We start from the raw sequence: 17,563 nt of genomic DNA, 5'->3' as shown, positions 1-17,563 counted from the left end.
ATACCTTGCATCCTCACTCGCCCGGCGGATCGGTGTGACATAAACAGCCGAATGTTTCAGATCAATGCGCGGATATCGTCGGTGATACCGGGCAGCGGAGCTGTCTCGCCGATGGAGGCGAACCAGTCCCACAGCTCGAGTGCGTGATAGAGCCGATAAAGCGCCGATCGCTCGGACCAGTCGTCAGGCAGCGAGCCGTAGCCCTGGACAAACGCAGCTCGCTTTGCCGGGTCGCCGTGCATCGCGTAATAGTCGGTCTTGGCGAAATCCAGCAGCGGGTCCGCGGCGACGGCATTCTCCACGTCGATGAAACCGGTCACCGTCCACCTGCCCGCGCTTTGCTGGACGAGGATATTTCCTTCGTGGAAGTCGTTGTGGCACAACACCGGTGCTCCGCAGCGACGAAACACCTCGGTTCGATTCGCGACGTGGGCGCTGACGGCGGCGTGCAGTACGGAATCACCGCCGAGCTCCGCGAACTCGGCGAGTTTCTTGGCGAACTGGCGCGTCATGTAGGCGGTGTTGTCCGGCTCTGGATCGAGTATTTCGGTCACCAGATAGCCGTAGGCGGGCTGTCCGATGAGATGAATCCTCGCCAGGGTCGCGCCCAACTGCCGGTAGACGTGGGCGACCTGCCCCTCATCGAGATCGCCGATGATGTGCGACAACGGCTGACCTGGCAGCATCGTCATGACGGTGAACGCGCGACCGAGCGGCCCGATGTCCGGCTCGACTCGCAGGATTTCCGGAATCGAACCGACCCCGTGCGCGCGTAACAACCGATACACGTGGACCTCTTTGGCCTGCTTCCAGCGCCACTGATCGGCATAAACCTTGACGATCACCGACACGGCCGGCTCCGCGCAGCGCACTTCATAGACGGAGCTCAACTGCCCACCGGTTCGCGACCGCACGTCGGTCACAGTTGCTTCCGGCCATACCGGGCAAAGGATTTCGGCGGCTTGCTCTTGGTTCAGAGAGCGATCGATCACGCCCCTGACGGTAGGTACCAAGACAAGCCGAGTCGATTGATTTTCACCCAGGCCGGAACGGACTGTCCATCTCCGGACCGCACCGCGCGAGAGGGCCGATTAGGCGCTACTACAGGCGAAACGTGGGTATACGCTCGATTGACCTGCGCGGGGCGTCCCGTGGACAACGAACGCATTGGGGATTGACGATGACCGATTCCAGCCCGTCCGCTCCGATCACCGTGTACTGGCGTTGGGGTTGCCCCTTCTGCCTGCGGCTCGGCGCCCGCCTGCGGCTTGCGCGTATCCCCTTCCGCAGGATCGACATTCGCGATCCGAAGGCGGCGGCGGAGGTGCGGGCGATCACCGGCGGGGACGAGGTCACGCCGACTGTGCTGGCGAATGGGCACAAACTGGTGAATCCGAGTATCAATGAGATTCGTGCCGCGCTCGCGGGACCTAATACGCAGAGTTAGCAGTCGGCAATCAATTCGAGCTCCAATAAGGCATTCGTTGCCATGACAGTTCTGGATGGGTGTAATTTTCAGTCATTTCAGAGCATTGGACGTACCATTGCGAACTGGCCTGAGCTGGCATTTTGCCGCGCTTCACCGGATGCGCTAACCTTTCCGCGATCCATCTGATTCCGCTGGTCAGGCATGTGGCCGCCGCACATAGCCTGCCCTCGCAGCCGTGATATCGGTCCGCGATCGGGCCCCGGATAATGCGATGGACGCTGTACACAATGTCTCATGAGTACGCCAAGAGTCTGCTTCACAGTTTCAGATGGCAGCACTGCCAAGAATCCATGACGCGCAGGTGGCTCTCGGCTCGGCTACCGGCGTCGCCGAACAGCAATGGGAGGTAGCGTTTCTATGCGCACATCAAAGATCCTGGCCGGCAGCGCGCTGGCGATCGCCGCGGCGATGCAGATCGGTATGGGCGGTGTGGCGTCGGCCGCCGAAGGTGAGACCCTCGCCGTCGCCGCCGCGGCCGTCGATGGCGACGGCAACCTGAAGGTCGACGTCCTCTACACCTGCGCCACGGACGCGAAGCACAAGATGCTCAGCATTTCCGCCGAAGAAATGGATAAGGACGGCAAAGCCGTCGCCGAAGGCACGGGCACCGGAAAGCTCGTCATTACCGAGTACGACCCGGAGACGAAGAAAAACACGGAGGCGCCGGGCTGCAACGGCGAGGAGCAACGGTTGACGGTCACCATCGAACCGGATGACGAGGCAAAGAAGTTCGTGAAGGGCGGAATGGGCACCGTGACAGTGTCATTCAGCGACGATGTCCAGTTCAACGCGAAGCAGAGCGGCGTGAAGTTCATCAGCCGGCCATGATGTCCAGTTCAACGCGAAGCCGAGCGGCCTGAAGTTCGGGTAGGACAATGACGACTAGTCGGCCGCGGTCCGAGAGTCACATGAACGACGACCCCTTGGTCAACCCGAGGGATTCGTCGCCACCGGTGATGATCGGCTGGCAGTTACCGACGCCGGTCGCACCGGTGGAGTCGGTTACCCGGACCACGGTGTCGCGGATCTGATGTAGACGGCGGGCGGATTCGTAGGTGGAGCAGTCCTCGATCCGCTCGCCGTCCACGTGCAGACCCGGTCCGAGCCACGAACCGTGGTGTCGCCCTTCGAATCCGAAGTAGAGCCCGGCACCGAGATGAAACCCGGTGTCCGACAGGGCTTCCACCTTCAGCACTCGTTCGGCACCGTCCGCCGTCCTCGCATGGATCTCACCACCGCGCAGCCGCCGGTTGTCCGGGTCGAAGGACAGGTCGGGCACCAAGTCCTGCCACTTCTCGAACCGGCCGTCGGCGTGCTCGACCCCACCCATCACCGTTTTGCTGAGAAACCCGTCCATCTGCACGATTTGGTAGTGCAGGTGCAGTCCGTACCGTGACCCGTCCGCCCGCGTCATCAGGATCGGCGCCCAGATCATCCGGAACGACACCTCCGGCGGCAAATCCATCGACTCCACATCACCGAGCGGCACCCCGACGTCATACCGCACACCCCACGAGTGATCCCTGGTCGACACCCAGTCCTCGAACGTGGTCCGCACCCCATCGATGCTGACCCATCCTGAGGCAGTACCGATCTGGTGATAGCGCACCAGATCCGACATCACCCGGTATCCGCGCCGCATATGCGTGCGATCCTCGAGCTGCGCGGGCAATGCCGCCTCGAAGGTCCACTCGAAAGACACCGGCTGGCAGTCGTTTTCCGCCACGCTTCACCCCCCGTCGACCACCCATCCCACCCACCGGGCACCGCAACGACTTGACGCACATCGCATCCACTTGACGTGTGCTGCAGCCTGCGTCAAGAACATACGACGTATGTCGAGTCGGACCTAGAGCCGATGGGCGGCGTGGTCAGCGGCGACGGAGACGAGGGCGAGGGCGGGGGATCTGGCCGTCGGTGGGGGCTGCTTCCTGGCGTTCGCTGGCGAGGGCGAGCATCGCTAGGCCGGTGTCGCGGATCAACATGTCGAGGTCTTCGACGAGGGTGGTGATGGTGTCGCGGACCTGGGGTTGGGCGACCGGGTCGAGGGAGTCGAGGACGTGGTGGAGTTGGAGTCCGACGTCGAACAGGTGGCGGACCAGCCGGTCGCTGGCGTCGGCGAATTCCGCACTGCTGCCTGGCTTTTCGAGGGGAACGTCGATTGAGTGGTGCGACAGGCGGACGCGGGTGGAGTTGCCCGTGTAGCCGAGCCGCGCGGAATATGGCATGTAGTCCTCCTCGATCGATACATGGCTCGACGCCACACTCGAGCCACCCTTCGGGACTCCAGGGAATGTCTAATTTTACGGATACTCGTGCAATTTTCGCCATCGCCTGTCCATGCCCCGAAACGATCCGCGACAGGTGGGACAATGGAGTCATGCCCGCATACCGCGCAAGCGAGACGCGTGAGCTGTCGATAGAGGACTCCCTGGACCTGCTCCACACCGTCCGATTCGGCCGTATCGCGTTCTCGCGGCATGCTTTACCCGCGATCCGCCCTGTCCGGCACACGGTCGTCGACGGCTGCATCGTGATCGCCGCGGACCCGGCCATGATTCGCACCCTGCACAGACAGGTCGTCGCCTACGAGGTCGACACCATAGATCACCAGACCAACCTCGGCCGCTGCGTGATCATCACCGGCGTCGCCGCCACGGTCACCGACCAGCAGGAGCTCGCCAACTACCAGACCCACCTGCACCCGGAGACCGTGCTGGACGGTCAGCTGATCGTGATCGACCCGGACATCATCACCGGCATCGAATACATCGACAGCAACGGCGTCTGACCGCCGGGCCGAGTCCGCTTGTCTGCCGTGGGCGAACATCGGCCGGATCGGATCCGCGAGGTGCCAGACTCGTCGATATGGCAGCAGCAGAGGATGGCGTGGTAGTCGATCTCGATGCGCACCGTCGGAGCGAGCCGCGCCGGAGCAGGGTCGCACCCGAGCCACGCCGCGACCCGGTCGATGCGGCATCGCCGCTGCTGCGTGCCGTCTACGGGGAAGTGTTGCGCGACGAGCGCCAGGATCAGGACCGCACGCTGGCCGATGTCGCGACCGAGGTCGGCATGTCCAAGCAGTACCTGTCCGAGATCGAGCGGGGACGCAAGGAAGCGTCCTCGGAGATGCTGCATTCGATCTGCGGTGCGCTCGGGTTGTCGATCGAGTCACTGCTTTTTCGCGGCGCTCGGAGACTGGGCGCGCTGCGGCATCTCGGCCGCCCGGTCTCCGAGGCGCGCGTCGAACTGCTCGCGGCCTGACCTCAGCGGTCGCGGGTGAAGATCAGCTCGTCGGCCAGGCCGTACTCGACGGCCTCCTGCGCGGTGAACACCCGATCGCGGGCGGTGTCCTTGCGTAACTGATCGACGCTTTGGCCGGTGTGCTTGCTGAGGATGGCCTCGGTCTGCGAGCGGATCCGCATCACCTCCGCCGCCTGCAAGGCCAGGTCCGAGATGGTGCCCTGGCCCTGCGCCGACGGCTGATGCAGCAGCACGCGGGAATGATTGAGGACGTACCGTCGCCCCGCCGTACCCGCCGACAACAGCACCGCCGCGGCCGACACCGCCTGACCCATCGCGATGGTTTCCACCGGTGTCCGCAGGAACTGCATGGTGTCGTAGATGGCCAGCATCGCCGTGTTCGAGCCGCCAGGTGAGTTGATGTAGAGGCTGATCTCGCGATCCGGCGACTCCGACTCCAGATGCAGCAGTTGCGCCATCACCACATTCGCGACGCCGTCGTCGATCTCGGTGCCCAGGAAGATGATTCGGTCGTTGAGCAACCGGCTGAAGACGTCGAAGGAGCGTTCGCCGCTCGGGGTGCGCTCGATCACGTGCGGAATCGTGTACTGAGACATGGTCACAACCCCGCTCGGTGCGCGTTGGTGAATGGCGCGATCTGGGCGAAGTTGGCGGCGATCTCGTCGACGATGCCGTATTCGCGCGCCTGATCCGGCGTGAACCAGCGGTCACGGTCGCTGTCGGAGCGGATCTCCTCCAGCGAATGCCCGGTCTCCGCGGCCAGGATCTGCTCCGACTGCAGCTTCATGTACTCCAGGTTCTCCGCCTGGATCGCGATGTCCATCGCGGTGCCGCCGATGCCAGCGGAGGGCTGATGCATCATGATCCTGCTGTGCGCCAAGCTGATTCGCTTGCCCTTGGTGCCCGAGGCGAGCAACACCTGCCCCATGCTCGCGGCGAACCCGACGGCCACGGTCGCCACGTCGTTCGGGATCAGCTTCATCGTGTCGTAGATGGCGAGCCCGGCGAGCACCGAGCCGCCCGGCGAATTGATGTAGAGGACGATGTCGCGCTTGTCGTCCTCGCTGGCCAGCAGCACCAATTCGCTGCACGCCCGCTCGGCCATCGCGTCGTCGACCTCACCGGTCAGTTGGATCGTCCGATGGCGGAACAATCTGTCGGCTAGTTGTCCCCGGTAGTCCAGGTGCGATGTTTCGATCATGCTTCAGGTCTATCCCCGCAGGACCCCCAGATGCCGCTGTGTCTGCCGACAGCAGACCGCGTTGTGCGCGAGCAACCCTCGACAGCCGATCTCCCTAACGCACACCCAGCACGAGCGGGAACTCCGGCTTACCGCCGAGCAGGAACGCACCGGCGGTCTGGATCATCTGGTCGTGCGCCATGAGATGGGTTGTCATAGTGCTCATGTCGCGCAACCACACGTCGAGCGGGCTCGGCTTGTAGACGGATTCGGTGCCGACCAGCTCGCACAGGCGGGCGACGATACGGCGGCAGGCGCGGTACGAATGGGTGCGGGTCAGCAGGGTCTGAATCCGGATGTCCGGCGGAATGTCGGCGAAACGGTTCTCGTCCAACGCATCCCATAGCGTGCGCAAGCTGTCCACGACGGCACCGCGGGCGACGATGTATTCCATCTCGCACTCACCCAGAATGTATTGCGCCCGATAGTTATCCGCCCACCGCTGCCCGGTGCCCGCGATCACCTTGTCCTGCGCGAGATCCCGGACGTAATCCAGTGCCGCCCGTGTCGCGCCGAGTGGAATGCCAGGCATCACCCGGGCCAGGGTCTCCGGTTCGGCGAGTTTGCCGGTGCCGCTTCGCGGTTCGTAGAAGTCGAAGCAATGATGCTCGGGGATGAAGAGGTCGTTGGTCGCGTAGTCGTTGCTGCCGCTACCGCGCAGGCCGGTGCTGTCCCAGGTATCGAAGACCTGGACCTGATCGCGGCGCATGCAGAACATCCTCGCGATCGGCGCGCCGTCGGCCATGGCGAGTTCGTCGCCGTCGAAGATCATCGCACCGGCGACAACGAGGTCGGCATGGTTGATGGCACTGCCCAGTTTCCAGCGCCCGGTCAGCCGGTAGCCGCCGTCGGTCCGCACCGCCCGCCCCGAGGGCGCGATCAGTCCGGCGGTGATCAGGTCCCGCGTCGGCATCAGCTCGGCGAGCGCCCGCTTGTCGAGGAATCCCGCGTAGACGCCGGTCGCCGCCCCGATCATCGCGCACCAGCCGGTGGCGGTGTCGCCGTAGGCCAGTGCCTCGAACACCTCCATCTGCTGCAATGAGGTCAGTCCAGGGCCGCCGAGCTCGGCGCTGAATCCCATCGCGTAGATGCCCATGGACCGCAGCCGCTCGACGATATCGGCAGGAAGCTGCCGGGCCGCCTCGATCTCCTGCCGTCGCTTCGCCACCTCCGGCGCGAAGGCGCGCGCCGCAGCGAGTAGTTCTGTCGCCGGGGATGCTTGTCCGGTCACCATTGCCCCAATCAGGTCCAGCCACAATCGAATTGACGTCACTGCCTGCTACAGCAGGGTAGCCCGGTTATCGATCTCCGACGCCGGAAACCGTGCGGCATAGGTCCACCCGCGCGGCAATTACGCCTGTGATCGAGTATGTCCGGCCTGCGCGACCCCCGCCAGCATCCGGATCGCTGACCGAACCGACGGTCTAGTCGAACGACGGCGCGTGCGCTTCCCGCAGAATCGGATCGCCGATCGCGACCATGCTGCCGAGCAACGCCAGCGCCCGCTCGGACTCGGAGCCGGGTTCCGCGTGATAGGCGACGAGCAACTGCCCGGGCGCACCGTTCACGGAGAACGTCTCGTAAGCCAAGGCCAGCTCGCCGACCATCGGATTGCGAAAACGTTTCTTGCCCGCGGTCTTTCCCCTGATGTCGTGGCGCGCCCACAGCCTGCGGAAGTCATCGCTCTTCAGCGACAGCTCGCCGACCAGTTCGGTCAGCCGCGGATCGTCGAGATCGCCCGCCGACGCCCGCAGGCTCGCCACCGTCTCCGCGGCGTGGATGGCCCAGTCCGGATAGACATTTCGCGCCTCCGGATCGAGAAACATCATCCGGACCTGATTGATGCCTGGCACCGAACACGCGTTGACCGCGACGGCCAGCGGATTCGCGGCGAGCACGTCCAGATGTCTGCCGAGCACCAGCGCTGGCGTGTTCGGCCACGCCTCCATCAGGGCAAGCAGGCCGAGACTCACCCGTTCGGGACGCTGTGGAGCGCGCCTGCGCCGCACCACCGGACGGGCCAGCTCGCGCAAATGCGCGACACCTTCCTCGTCGAGCGCGAACACCCGCGCCAGCGCGACAACCACCTGCTCGGAGGGATGCTTGTCGCGACCTTGCTCGAGCCGCACGTAATAATCCGCGCTCATCCCGGCAAGCATCGCGACTTCCTCGCGGCGCAGCCCCGCCACCCGGCGCTGGCCGCCACCGGACATCCCGAAATCCTCCGGGCGCACCAGCTCGCGCCGGGCGCGGAGAAACTCGCCCAGTCGGTTGTCGGAGTTCATACCTCGAGCGTATGCGAGGGGTGCGCAGGCTGGGTGGCCCCACCGCTACCAGGAACTCCGTACCCTGGCACGAGGCCGTGACCAGCGCGAATGTTGTGGTCATGACAAACAACCTCACCGGCCGCGTCGCGGTCGTCACCGGAGCGTCCAGTGGAATCGGCGCCGCCACCGCCCAGCGGCTCGCGGCGGACGGCGCGAAGGTCGCGCTGCTCGGGCGGCGCAAGGATCGGCTCGAAGAGCTGGCCGCCCAGATCGGCGGCGAGGTGCTCGCCGTCACGGCCGACGTGGCGATGCAGCAGTCGGTGCTCGACGCGGCAGCCACGGTGCGGGCCGCGTTCGGACCGATCAACCTCGTGGTCGCCAATGCGGGCGTCATGCTCGGCGCACCGTTCGAGTCGGCGCAAACCTACGAGTGGGACCAGATGGTCGGCACCAATATCAATGGATTGCTCTACACCGGAAAGGCTTTCATCGATGACCTGCTCGCCGCGGCAAGCAACGGCGAACGCGCCGACCTGGTGCACATCGGTTCGGTCGGCGGACACCTCGCGTTCCCCAACTACGGCGTCTACTGCGCGACCAAGGCCGCCGTCGCGCACCTGACCCGCAACCTGCGCGCCGAATACGGGTCACGCGGTGTTCGGGTACGGACCATCGAACCCGGTTTCGTCGGCACCGAACTCGGCGCGGGCATGCGCGACGAGGATCAGAAGACCGTCCTGGTCGGATGGCGCGGCGAGTACGAAATCCTGGTCGCCGAAGACATCGCGGACGCCGTCGCCTACTCGGTCGCGGCGCCGAAGCGAGTGAACATCGCCGAAATGATCGTGGTACCAACCCCACAGGGCTGAGCGCAACGAAAGGCCCGCCGGCGCAACGTCAGCGGGCCTTTCGGGATCGGTTACTTCTCGATGCCCTCGAAGGCGAACAGCCCGTTCCAGGCCAGCTCGGCCTTCTTCACCTTGTCCGAACGGCCCGCCGCGGCGGCGTAATCGAACATCGGGATGTCGACCATGTCCTTGAAGAGCAAGGCCTGTGCCTGGCTGATGAGCTTGTACGACTCGTCCAGGTTGGGCGCCGCAAGCGCGGCGTTCAGCAGCTTGTCGAAGTCCAGATTCTTGTACTTGACGTCGTTGCCGTCGGAGAAACTGTAGTACTGCGAGCTCAGGAACTGCAGCATGGTCGGGTAGTCACCCTGCCAGCCGTAGCGGAACGCGGTGCCGATGGTGCCGGCGTTGATCGAGTCACGGATGTTCTTGAACGTCGGGTACGGCGTGCCGACGGCCTCGATACCGAGGGTGTTTTTGATGCTGTTCGCCGTGGCCTCGACCCAGCCCTGGTGGCCGCCGTCGGAGTTGTAGGCGATCTCATAGCGCCCCGACCACGGGGCGATGGCGTTGGCCTGGGCCCACACCTTCTTAGCCTCTTCCGGGTTGTACTTCAGCACCTCGTTGCCCGGCACGTTCGGGTTGAACCCGGGCAGCGTACGCGCGGTGAAGTCGAGCGAGGGCACCCGGGTGCCGTGGAAGATGTTCTCGCAGATCTGCTCTCGGTTGATCGCCATCGAGAGCGCCTTGCGGCGCAGCACGCCTTCCTCGCCGCCGAAGTGGGGAGCGGTGGACTGGATGCCGACGGCCGCCTTGTACGCGATCGGCTTGTTGATCGCGCGATCGCCGAGATCCTTCTTGTAGGTGCCCATCGCGCTGTCGGGAATGACATCGAGGGTGTCGAGGTTGCCCGCCTGCAGATCGGCGTATGCCGTGTCGAAGGACTGGTACATCACGAAGCGCAAGCCCTTGTTCTTGGGCGCGCGACCGCCCTTGTAGTCCGGGTTGGGCACCAGGTCGATCTTGACGTTGTGCTCCCACGCGCCGTTGCGCGCGAACTTGTAGGGGCCGTTTCCGATTGGGTTCTCCCCGAACGCCTTGATGTCCTTGAACGCGGCCTCGGGCAGCGGGTAGAACGGCGTGTAGCCGAGTTCGGTCTCGAAGTCGATCGAGGGCTGCGTCAGCGCCACGGTGAAGGTGTGATCATCGAGCACCTTGAGCCCCGACATCGTCTTTGCCTTCGCGTCTTTCGCCGACACCTCGTCGAACCCGACGATCGGGGCGAACACGTAACTCTGCAGCTGAGCATTGGTGCCGAGGGCGCCGTAGTTCCACGCGTCGACGAACGACTTCGCCGTCACCGCGCTGCCGTCGGAGAACTTCCAGTCCGGCTTGATGGTGATCTTGTAATTCTGCCGGTCGGTGGTCTCGATCTTCTGCGCCAGCTCGTCGTGCGCCCCGCCGTTGGCGTCGTAGTACTTCAAGCCCGCGAACAGCCGGTCGACCACCCGCCCGCCCATGTTCTCGTTGGTGTTGGTGGGCACCAACGGGTTCTGTGGCTCACCGGCATTGGTCGTGACGAGGTCGGCGTCGCCGCTGTCATCGCCCGACGAGCATGCGGTCAGCCCCAGGCTTGTGGCCATGAGTGCTGCCGCGAGCAGCGCACCAGCTCTTGTGAATCTCACGCGTTCTCCCGATTTCGAACAGGTCGCCGGGAACTACCGAGACGCGAACGATCTCACCGCGTCCCAACCCGATCACCTTGGAATGTCCTCGGACAGTAACCATTCCGAGACCACTTGTCATGGGATCCACCGACGAATGAAGCATCGCGCAGCGATTCGATGAGGGGTGGTGGCCGGGTGGCGGGTGGGCCGGGGCCCGGGGGCGGGTCGCCGCGCGCGACAACCGGTCAGGCGCGACTCTCCAGCGACTCCTTGACCTTCGCGATGGCGAAGCCCCACGCCTGGTCGAAGGTCGGCTTCGGGGGGATCGAGATCTCGTCGGGATTGGTGACGACATCGAGCAGCACCGGCCTGCGTTGCGCGAAAGCGTCCGCGACCGCCTTGTCCAGGTCTTCCGGGTCGGTCACTCGGCGCGATTCCAGGCCCATCGCGGCCGCGACGGCGGCCAGATCCGGATTGTCGAGCACGGTGCCGAACTCGGGCAGGCCACCCTCCTCCTGCTCGAGCTTGACCATGCCGAGGCGTCCATTATTGAACACCACCAGCGTGACCGGGAGATCGTAGGTGACCGCCGTGCGCAGATCGCCGAGCAGCATCATCAGCCCACCGTCGCCACAGAACGCGACGACCTGGCGTTCGCGGTCGAGGATCTGCGCGCCTAGAGCCTGCGGCATGGCGTTGGCCATCGACCCGAAGTTGTAGGAGCCGATCAACCGCCGGGAGCCGCGCAGGCTGAGGAATCGGGACAGCCACACCGTGGACATGCCGGTGTCCGAGGTGAAGATCGCGTCGTCGGCGGCGTGCGTGTTCACCGCCGCGGCCACCGCCTCCGGGCGGATCAGCTGGTCCGGGTTGTCCAGGTGCTTGCGGATGCGGCCGAGCAGTTTGCGGTCGTGCTTGGGTTCGGCCAGGCGCTGCTGGAGTTCGGACCAGCGGTGGTATTCCGATTGCGCCTTCTTCAGGTGCTTGTCAGAGGCCTTGGTGTCCAGCTTCAGCAGGAGTTCACGCAGCGAGGGGCCGGTGTGGCCGACCAGCGCGACGTCCACCGGCGTGCGGCGGCCGATGTGGTCGAGCCGCGCGTCGAGCTGGATGACGGTCTTGCCGGTTGGATACCAGTCGCGGTACGGGAAGTCGGTGCCAACCATGAACAGCACGTCGCAGTCCTCGAGCGCGGAATTGGCGGCCGGGTTCCCGATCAATCCGGTTTGGCCGACCGCGTACGGGTTGTCGTGCTCGAGACCTTCCTTCGCCTTGATGGTGAGCACCATTGGCGCAGAGAGCTGTTCGGCGAGCCGCAACACCTCCTCGCGCGCTTCCCTGGCCCCGATGCCGACGAGCAAGGTGACCTTGGCCGCCTTGTTGAGGGTCTCCGCGGCCTGCACGATCTCCGTCACGCCGGGCACAATTGTGCGGTCACGCGCGACGAACCGGGGGCGTACGTCGGTGTCCAGCTTCAGGCCGCCGATGTCACCCGGAATGGTCAGCACGGACACGCCTTGGCGGGACACTGCCGCGTTCACGGCCTGTTCGAGCAGCCGCGGCATTTGCGCGGCGCTGGTGACCGTCGCCGTGAACTCGGAGACGTCGCGGAAGACCGCGTCGTTGTCGACCTCCTGGAAGTACTCGCTGCCCATCTCGGAGGTGGGCACCTGACCGCAGATGGCCAGTACCGGCGCGTGTGATTTCTTGGCGTCGTAGAGACCGCCCAGCAGATGGATCGAACCGGGGCCGACGGTGCCCGCGCACACTCCGATGGTGCCGGTGAGCTGGGCTTGCGCACCGGCGGCATAGGCAGCCACCTCTTCGTGTCGCACGCCGATCCATTCGATCCGATCCTCGCGACGGATCGCGTCGGTGATCGGGTTGAGCGCGTCGCCGACGACACCCCAGATATGGGTGACGCCTTGGTCGGCCAGCGCCGTGACGATCATTTCCGCAACCGTGGTCATAGTCGACTCCTCCGCGTCATAGTCGGTGCTGCTGGGCGGCCGCTGTCATCGAGAAACTCGTCGACCGGTGACCAGACCCACCAGGAACAACAGAATCACCGCGCCGGCGATGCAGGTGAAGAAGCTGAACCACAGCCCGCCACCCTCGACATCGACGCCGAACAGCTTGAGCAAGAATCCGCCGAGCAGGCCGCCGACGACACCTACGACAATATTCAACAGGATGCCCTGCTGGGCGTCCGTCTTCATGATCTTGCTGGCGATCCATCCGGCCAGACCGCCGATGATGATCCATCCGATAATCCCGAGACCCAGCATGATGTCCTCCTGTTGGTCGTTGGCACGCCGGAAAATGCGCGCTTGGCCGGTCATACCCCCGGACGAGCGGTCCACACAGGGCGGCGAGTTTCACCACATCGAGACGCGCCGACCGTTTGCTCGGGACGCCGCCGGGTAGCCGGATGCCATGACCGACTCCCGTCCCCGCGACAGAGTCCGTACCCCGCACGCCGGCCGGTCCGAAGGTGCGGCCCTCGGCGCTGCCGTCACGCGGATTCTGGTTGTCGTCCCGGTACGCAACGAGCAGCGCCTGCTGCCCGCCTGCCTCGCGGCGTTGGCGCGGGCGGCGGGACGCGTCGATATTCCGGTCCGCGTCCAACTCGTGCTCGACGCGTGCACCGACGATTCCGCGCACGTGCCCACCGCGAACGTCGACGTGATGGCGGTCGACGAACGCAATGTCGGCGCCGCCCGCGCGCTGGGCTTCGCGCATGCGGGGGCGGCCTGTGCGGCCGAGACCTGGTTCGCGACAACCGATGCCGACTCCGAAGTCGATGAGCTGTGGTTGCGCATCCAGCTCGACTACGCGCACGCCGGAAGCGCTGTGGTTGCCGGAATCGTCGACGTGCGCAGCTGGGCGGACCACGCGGCCGAGACCCGGCGCAGCTATGAGCGGCAGTACCGCACGGACGGCGCACACCAGCACGTGCACGGCGCGAATCTCGGCTTCCGGGCCGATGCCTATTGGCGGGCCGGCGGCTTCCGGCACCTACGGACCGGCGAGGACGTCGACCTGGTGACCCGAATGGTGGCCAGCGGTGCACCGATCGCGTGGGCCGAGGACGTGCTCGTCACCACCTCGGCGCGCCGCGTGGGCCGGGCACCACACGGGTTCGCTGCTCATTTGCGGAGAATCGAGAGTACGTATCGCGCCGAGAGCAGGAGTGCCTGATGCCGCCGACCGAGGTCCTCGATAGCGCGCCGACCGCGATGGCGAGCGCGCTGCGACGGCTCGCGGATGCCGGTCGGCTCGAGCTGCCCTATCCCGGATCCGGCCGCACCATCGAACGCTGGCGCTCGCTCGCAGACCTCACGTTCGGCAACGTGGTGGTCGGGCGGATGGTGGAGGCGCATGCCGACGCCGAGGCGATTCTGGCCGAGCTCGACGGTGCTGCCGTGCAGCGCGGGCAGATCTGGGGAGTATGGGCCGCCGAGCCACCTAAGCCGGTGCTGCGAGCGCGATTCGGTGCGGGCGGCTGGACTCTGGAGGGGCGCAAGCCGTGGTGTTCGGGTGCGTCGATCTGCACCCACGCCCTGGTCACCGCGCGGGCCGGGGACGAGCGCAGGTTGTTCGCCGTCGATCTCGGCCAGGCGTCGGTCCGCGCGTTGCCGGGCACCTGGCACGCCGTGGGAATGCAGGAATCCGACTCCGGCGCAGTGGATTTCATGAACGCTGCGGCCGAGCCCGTCGGTGGCCCCGGTGCGTACCTGTCGCGGCCCGGCTTCTGGCACGGTGCCATCGGCGTGGCCGCCTGCTGGTACGGCGGCGCCTGTGCCGTCGCCCGCACCCTGCACGATCGTGCCACCGACGCGCACGCGCTGGCCCACCTCGGCGCGGTCATGAGCGGATTGCACGCCGCCGCACTGTGTTTGACCGATGCCGCAGGCCAGATCGACGCCGACCCCACCGACCGTTCCGGCATGGCGCGTATCCGCGCCAGGACGGTACGGGCGGTGGTCGAGGACGCGGCGACGGCGACCATAGAGCGGGTCGGGCGCGCCCTCGGGGCCGGCCCCCTGTGCGCGGACGCCGAGCACGCGCGACGCGTCGCCGACCTCACCGTCTACCTCCGCCAGAGTCATGCGGAGCGGGATCTGGCCGATCTCGGCCGTGACTACGCGGAAAAGGAGTTCTCATGGTTGCCGAACCGCTGATCGATGTCGCCGCCCGGGGCACTCCCGAGCGCACCTGGAGCCGGTGGCGTAGCCGTCGCCCGGAACTCTCCCTCACCGGATGGCGGCATTTGATCGTCGTCGCGCCGCACCCCGACGACGAGGTGCTCGCCGTCGGCGGCCTCGTCGCGCTGGCCCGCTCGCACGATCTGCCGGTCACCGTCGTCACGGTGACCGACGGCGAAGCGTCGCATCCCGGCTCACCCACCTGTTCGCCGACCGAACTCGCCGAGCTGCGGGTGGCGGAATCTCGCCGTGCCGCTACGGAATTGGGTGTCGCACCGCCCATCCGGCTGGGCATCGGTGACGGCCGGGTCGCCGCGGCCGAGGAGGCGGTCACCGAGGCGCTGTCCGGCATCCTCGGCGAGTGTGGCCACGCGGGCGCGTGGTGCGCGACGACCTGGCGGCGCGACGGGCACCCCGACCACGAGGCCGTCGGCCGGGCCGCCGCCGCGGCAGTCGCGGGCACCGCGACGCGGCTGCTGGAGTTCCCGGTCTGGATGTGGCACTGGGCCACTCCCGAACATCCGGTGGTCCCCGCCAGCCGGGCCAGAACACTGAGCCTGCCCGGGACGGCGGTCGACGCCAAGCTACGCGCCCTCTCGCAATTCCACAGTCAGATCCTGCCGATGTCGGCGGATCCCGCCGACCAGCCGATCCTGCCGCCGTACGTGCTGGACCGGTTCACCGGCAACACGGAAACGTTCTTCGTATGAGCGAGACCGGGTTGGCCGCAAACTATTTCGAGAACATGTACGCCAGCGATCCGGACCCGTGGGGCTTCACCACCCGCTGGTACGAGCAACGCAAGCGCGCACTGACGATGGCCGCGCTGCCGAAGCCGCGCTACCGCAGCGCCTTCGAGCCCGGCTGCTCGATCGGCACCCTCTCCGCGGAACTCACTGACCGATGCGATCGCCTGGTCTGCACCGACATCGCGGCGCAGGCCCTTGATTCGGCGGGCCGGCGCATCGACCGACTACCCGAATCAGCACGCGGCGCAGTCGAATTCCGCCGCTGGGCGCTCGGCGAACGATGGCCCGACGAACATTTCGACCTGATCATGCTCAGCGAAGTCGCCTACTATCTCGACTCCGTCAGCCTGCGCACCGCATTCGGCCACGCCGTCGAACACCTCGAACCCAACGGTACCCTGGTCTGCGTGCACTGGCGCCGGAAAGTCCCCGAATACCCGCTGTCCGGCGACCACGTCCACGCCATCGCCCGAACCACCCAGGGCTTGACGTCGCTGGCCGGCTATCACGACGAAGACATGCTGCTCGACGTCTTCACCTCGGGCGACCCGATCTCCGTCGCGAAGACCGAGCACATCGAGTGAGCTGGGTCGACGGCGAATTCGACCATCTGACCTGAGCTAGGCCATCGCGAAGCGGAGCAGCGCCTGCTTGTCGCCCTGCTTGATCTTGCCCTTGCGGTTCAGCACTTCCAGCTGCCATGCGGAGCCGGAGCGGAAGGCGCGGGCGACGGCATTGGCGTTGTCCGCGCCGAGCAGCGACGGCCAGATGTCGGCGACCTGCTGGCTGCTGCCGCCGCTCGCGTCGTAGACCTTGAAACTGATGTTGTTGGCTTTCTCGAACGAGCTGCCCTTCTTGAAGGCGGCGGCGACGAAAACGATGGCGTCGATGCCGCCCGGGATGTCCGAGAACGTCACCGAGACGGTCTCGTCGTCGCCCGCGGCGGCGCCGGTCTGCTCGTCGCCGCTGTGCAGCACCGAGCCGTTGCCCAGCGGGTCGAGCGAGTCGAGTCCGGCGAAGCGGACCGGCTCGGCGCCCTGCATGAGGATGGCGATCAGGTCCAGGTCGACGCCCTTCTTGCGACGTGCCCAGCCGAGTGCCCCGCCGCTGGTCCCCGCCGAAGGATCCCAGCTCACACCGACACTCAGTTTGGTGACGCCGGCGAGATCCGCGGCGCCGTCTTCTTTCTTGAGCGTGATCATGGGTTCAGATTAGCGGGCGTTTCGTAACTCCAAGCGCCAGAAAGATTCTCATGCGAACGATCGACGAGCAGCACCCCCGATGCGCGAAACCTATTGATAGCTAATAGCTCTCTATACTGGTCAAGCGCTGGAATTGGCCTTCGACAACAGCCGGTGCAGTTGCCGCTGCTCCCTGGCGGACAGTCGGCGCAGCGGCAGATGCTTGGTCATCGCGGCGACCAACTTCTCGCGCTGGGCAAAGCCCGCAGCGGTGAGGGCAACCACTTTCACCCGCTTGTCGTCCGGTCCGGGCAGTCGCTCGACGGTGCCGCGTTTCTCCAGCTTGTCGATGATGAAGGTGACCGTCGACGGGTCGCTGCAGGTGCGGCGGGCGAGCTCGGACATCGATGGCAGCGCGGCCGCCGGGGTGAGGTGCCAGAGCACGTTCGCAGACGGCACGGTGAGATCCAATTCACGCAGCACGCTCACGAGCGCGGCGTCGAGCTGGTCGGATACCGTGCGAAGCTCGGCGAGCAGGCGATAACCCAGGTCCGCTTCAGGCAGGTCCGCTGTCACGGACGACAGTGTAGCCAGCTACTTGCAGTCTCCTATGAAGTTACTTTGACACTCAAATCTTGACGCGGTGATTTCGGCTG

21 protein-coding genes are annotated in these 17,563 nt (G+C 65.8%); 9 read left to right on the top strand and 12 right to left on the bottom strand.

Going from position 1 to position 17,563, the window contains the following annotated elements; all coding sequences use genetic code 11:
- Nucleotides 1–56: 56 nt before the first annotated feature.
- On the bottom strand, nucleotides 57–992 hold the full coding sequence (locus ACIA8C_RS36535; protein WP_397142842.1) for a phosphotransferase family protein: 936 nt from the start codon (nucleotides 990–992) through the stop codon (nucleotides 57–59).
- 188 nt (nucleotides 993–1,180) lie between these two features.
- On the opposite strand from ACIA8C_RS36535, the gene ACIA8C_RS36530 reads away from it, so the two are divergent.
- The gene (locus tag ACIA8C_RS36530) at nucleotides 1,181–1,447 is read left to right on the top strand and encodes a glutaredoxin family protein (RefSeq protein ID WP_397142840.1); all 267 of its coding nucleotides are present in this window, start codon (nucleotides 1,181–1,183) and stop codon (nucleotides 1,445–1,447) included.
- Between the two features lie 399 nt (nucleotides 1,448–1,846).
- Nucleotides 1,847–2,317 carry a hypothetical protein gene (locus ACIA8C_RS36525; RefSeq protein ID WP_397142838.1) on the top strand — a complete coding sequence of 157 codons (471 nt, stop codon included), beginning with the start codon at nucleotides 1,847–1,849 and terminating at the stop codon, nucleotides 2,315–2,317.
- A 76-nt stretch (nucleotides 2,318–2,393) separates the two neighbouring features.
- Here the strand turns inward: ACIA8C_RS36525 and ACIA8C_RS36520 are convergent, their stop codons facing one another.
- Nucleotides 2,394–3,215 carry a hypothetical protein gene (locus ACIA8C_RS36520; RefSeq protein WP_397142836.1) on the bottom strand — a complete coding sequence of 274 codons (822 nt, stop codon included), beginning with the start codon at nucleotides 3,213–3,215 and terminating at the stop codon, nucleotides 2,394–2,396.
- 145 nt (nucleotides 3,216–3,360) lie between these two features.
- Nucleotides 3,361–3,717 carry a hypothetical protein gene (locus ACIA8C_RS36515; RefSeq protein ID WP_397142834.1) on the bottom strand — a complete coding sequence of 119 codons (357 nt, stop codon included), beginning with the start codon at nucleotides 3,715–3,717 and terminating at the stop codon, nucleotides 3,361–3,363.
- Nucleotides 3,718–3,869: 152 nt separating this feature from the next.
- On the opposite strand from ACIA8C_RS36515, the gene ACIA8C_RS36510 reads away from it, so the two are divergent.
- Nucleotides 3,870–4,280 (top strand): pyridoxamine 5'-phosphate oxidase family protein, encoded by a 411-nt coding sequence (locus ACIA8C_RS36510; protein WP_397142832.1) that lies wholly within the window; start codon nucleotides 3,870–3,872, stop codon nucleotides 4,278–4,280.
- A 77-nt stretch (nucleotides 4,281–4,357) separates the two neighbouring features.
- Complete coding sequence (locus tag ACIA8C_RS36505; protein ID WP_397142830.1) at nucleotides 4,358–4,753, top strand: helix-turn-helix domain-containing protein; 396 nt, start codon at nucleotides 4,358–4,360, stop codon at nucleotides 4,751–4,753.
- Nucleotides 4,754–4,755: 2 nt separating this feature from the next.
- On the opposite strand, the gene ACIA8C_RS36500 is transcribed toward ACIA8C_RS36505, so the two are convergent.
- The 4 genes from ACIA8C_RS36500 to ACIA8C_RS36485 form a co-directional block, all read right to left on the bottom strand.
- Entirely contained in the window at nucleotides 4,756–5,349 is a 594-nt protein-coding gene (locus ACIA8C_RS36500; protein WP_397142828.1) for a ClpP family protease, read from the bottom strand.
- 2 nt (nucleotides 5,350–5,351) lie between these two features.
- The gene (locus ACIA8C_RS36495; protein WP_397142826.1) at nucleotides 5,352–5,954 is read right to left on the bottom strand and encodes a ClpP family protease; all 603 of its coding nucleotides are present in this window, start codon (nucleotides 5,952–5,954) and stop codon (nucleotides 5,352–5,354) included.
- 94 nt (nucleotides 5,955–6,048) lie between these two features.
- Entirely contained in the window at nucleotides 6,049–7,224 is a 1,176-nt protein-coding gene (locus ACIA8C_RS36490) for an acyl-CoA dehydrogenase family protein (protein ID WP_397142824.1), read from the bottom strand.
- A gap of 193 nt (nucleotides 7,225–7,417) precedes the next feature.
- Nucleotides 7,418–8,278 carry a helix-turn-helix transcriptional regulator gene (locus tag ACIA8C_RS36485; RefSeq protein ID WP_397142822.1) on the bottom strand — a complete coding sequence of 287 codons (861 nt, stop codon included), beginning with the start codon at nucleotides 8,276–8,278 and terminating at the stop codon, nucleotides 7,418–7,420.
- A 101-nt stretch (nucleotides 8,279–8,379) separates the two neighbouring features.
- On the opposite strand from ACIA8C_RS36485, the gene ACIA8C_RS36480 reads away from it, so the two are divergent.
- Entirely contained in the window at nucleotides 8,380–9,129 is a 750-nt protein-coding gene (locus ACIA8C_RS36480; RefSeq protein WP_397142820.1) for an SDR family oxidoreductase, read from the top strand.
- A gap of 50 nt (nucleotides 9,130–9,179) precedes the next feature.
- On the opposite strand, the gene ACIA8C_RS36475 is transcribed toward ACIA8C_RS36480, so the two are convergent.
- The 3 genes from ACIA8C_RS36475 to ACIA8C_RS36465 form a co-directional block, all read right to left on the bottom strand.
- The gene (locus tag ACIA8C_RS36475) at nucleotides 9,180–10,748 is read right to left on the bottom strand and encodes an ABC transporter substrate-binding protein (RefSeq protein WP_397142943.1); all 1,569 of its coding nucleotides are present in this window, start codon (nucleotides 10,746–10,748) and stop codon (nucleotides 9,180–9,182) included.
- Nucleotides 10,749–11,017: 269 nt separating this feature from the next.
- Nucleotides 11,018–12,739, bottom strand: a complete 1,722-nt coding sequence (locus tag ACIA8C_RS36470; RefSeq protein WP_397142818.1) for a thiamine pyrophosphate-dependent enzyme — start codon at nucleotides 12,737–12,739, stop codon at nucleotides 11,018–11,020.
- A 45-nt stretch (nucleotides 12,740–12,784) separates the two neighbouring features.
- The gene (locus tag ACIA8C_RS36465) at nucleotides 12,785–13,057 is read right to left on the bottom strand and encodes a GlsB/YeaQ/YmgE family stress response membrane protein (protein ID WP_357380473.1); all 273 of its coding nucleotides are present in this window, start codon (nucleotides 13,055–13,057) and stop codon (nucleotides 12,785–12,787) included.
- Nucleotides 13,058–13,205: 148 nt separating this feature from the next.
- On the opposite strand from ACIA8C_RS36465, the gene ACIA8C_RS36460 reads away from it, so the two are divergent.
- Genes ACIA8C_RS36460 through ACIA8C_RS36445 form a run of 4 tightly spaced genes read left to right on the top strand, consistent with a single transcriptional unit; the run spans nucleotide 13,206 to nucleotide 16,310 of the window.
- Complete coding sequence (locus ACIA8C_RS36460) at nucleotides 13,206–13,970, top strand: glycosyltransferase (RefSeq protein WP_397142816.1); 765 nt, start codon at nucleotides 13,206–13,208, stop codon at nucleotides 13,968–13,970.
- A complete protein-coding gene (locus tag ACIA8C_RS36455) occupies nucleotides 13,970–14,953 on the top strand; it encodes an acyl-CoA dehydrogenase (protein WP_397142814.1) in 984 nt (327 codons plus the stop codon). Before ACIA8C_RS36460 ends, ACIA8C_RS36455 begins: the two co-directional genes overlap by 1 nt.
- Nucleotides 14,935–15,687 (top strand): PIG-L deacetylase family protein, encoded by a 753-nt coding sequence (locus ACIA8C_RS36450; RefSeq protein WP_397142812.1) that lies wholly within the window; start codon nucleotides 14,935–14,937, stop codon nucleotides 15,685–15,687. The genes ACIA8C_RS36455 and ACIA8C_RS36450 overlap by 19 nt, the downstream gene beginning before the upstream one ends.
- Nucleotides 15,684–16,310: an SAM-dependent methyltransferase gene (locus ACIA8C_RS36445; RefSeq protein WP_397142810.1), complete on the top strand. Its 627-nt coding sequence runs from the start codon at nucleotides 15,684–15,686 to the stop codon at nucleotides 16,308–16,310. The genes ACIA8C_RS36450 and ACIA8C_RS36445 overlap by 4 nt, the downstream gene beginning before the upstream one ends.
- Before the next feature lie 36 nt (nucleotides 16,311–16,346).
- Here ACIA8C_RS36445 and ACIA8C_RS36440 read toward each other — a convergent pair whose 3' ends face one another.
- Nucleotides 16,347–16,928: a TerD family protein gene (locus ACIA8C_RS36440; RefSeq protein WP_397142808.1), complete on the bottom strand. Its 582-nt coding sequence runs from the start codon at nucleotides 16,926–16,928 to the stop codon at nucleotides 16,347–16,349.
- Between the two features lie 120 nt (nucleotides 16,929–17,048).
- The gene (locus ACIA8C_RS36435; RefSeq protein ID WP_397142806.1) at nucleotides 17,049–17,483 is read right to left on the bottom strand and encodes a MarR family winged helix-turn-helix transcriptional regulator; all 435 of its coding nucleotides are present in this window, start codon (nucleotides 17,481–17,483) and stop codon (nucleotides 17,049–17,051) included.
- Nucleotides 17,484–17,563 lie beyond the last annotated feature (80 nt).

Source organism: Nocardia sp. NPDC051321, from assembly GCF_044455225.1.
Taxonomy (GTDB): domain Bacteria; phylum Actinomycetota; class Actinomycetes; order Mycobacteriales; family Mycobacteriaceae; genus Nocardia.
The sequence above is the reverse complement of the archived record's forward strand: the minus strand, read 5'-3'. Positions and strand labels throughout refer to the sequence as shown.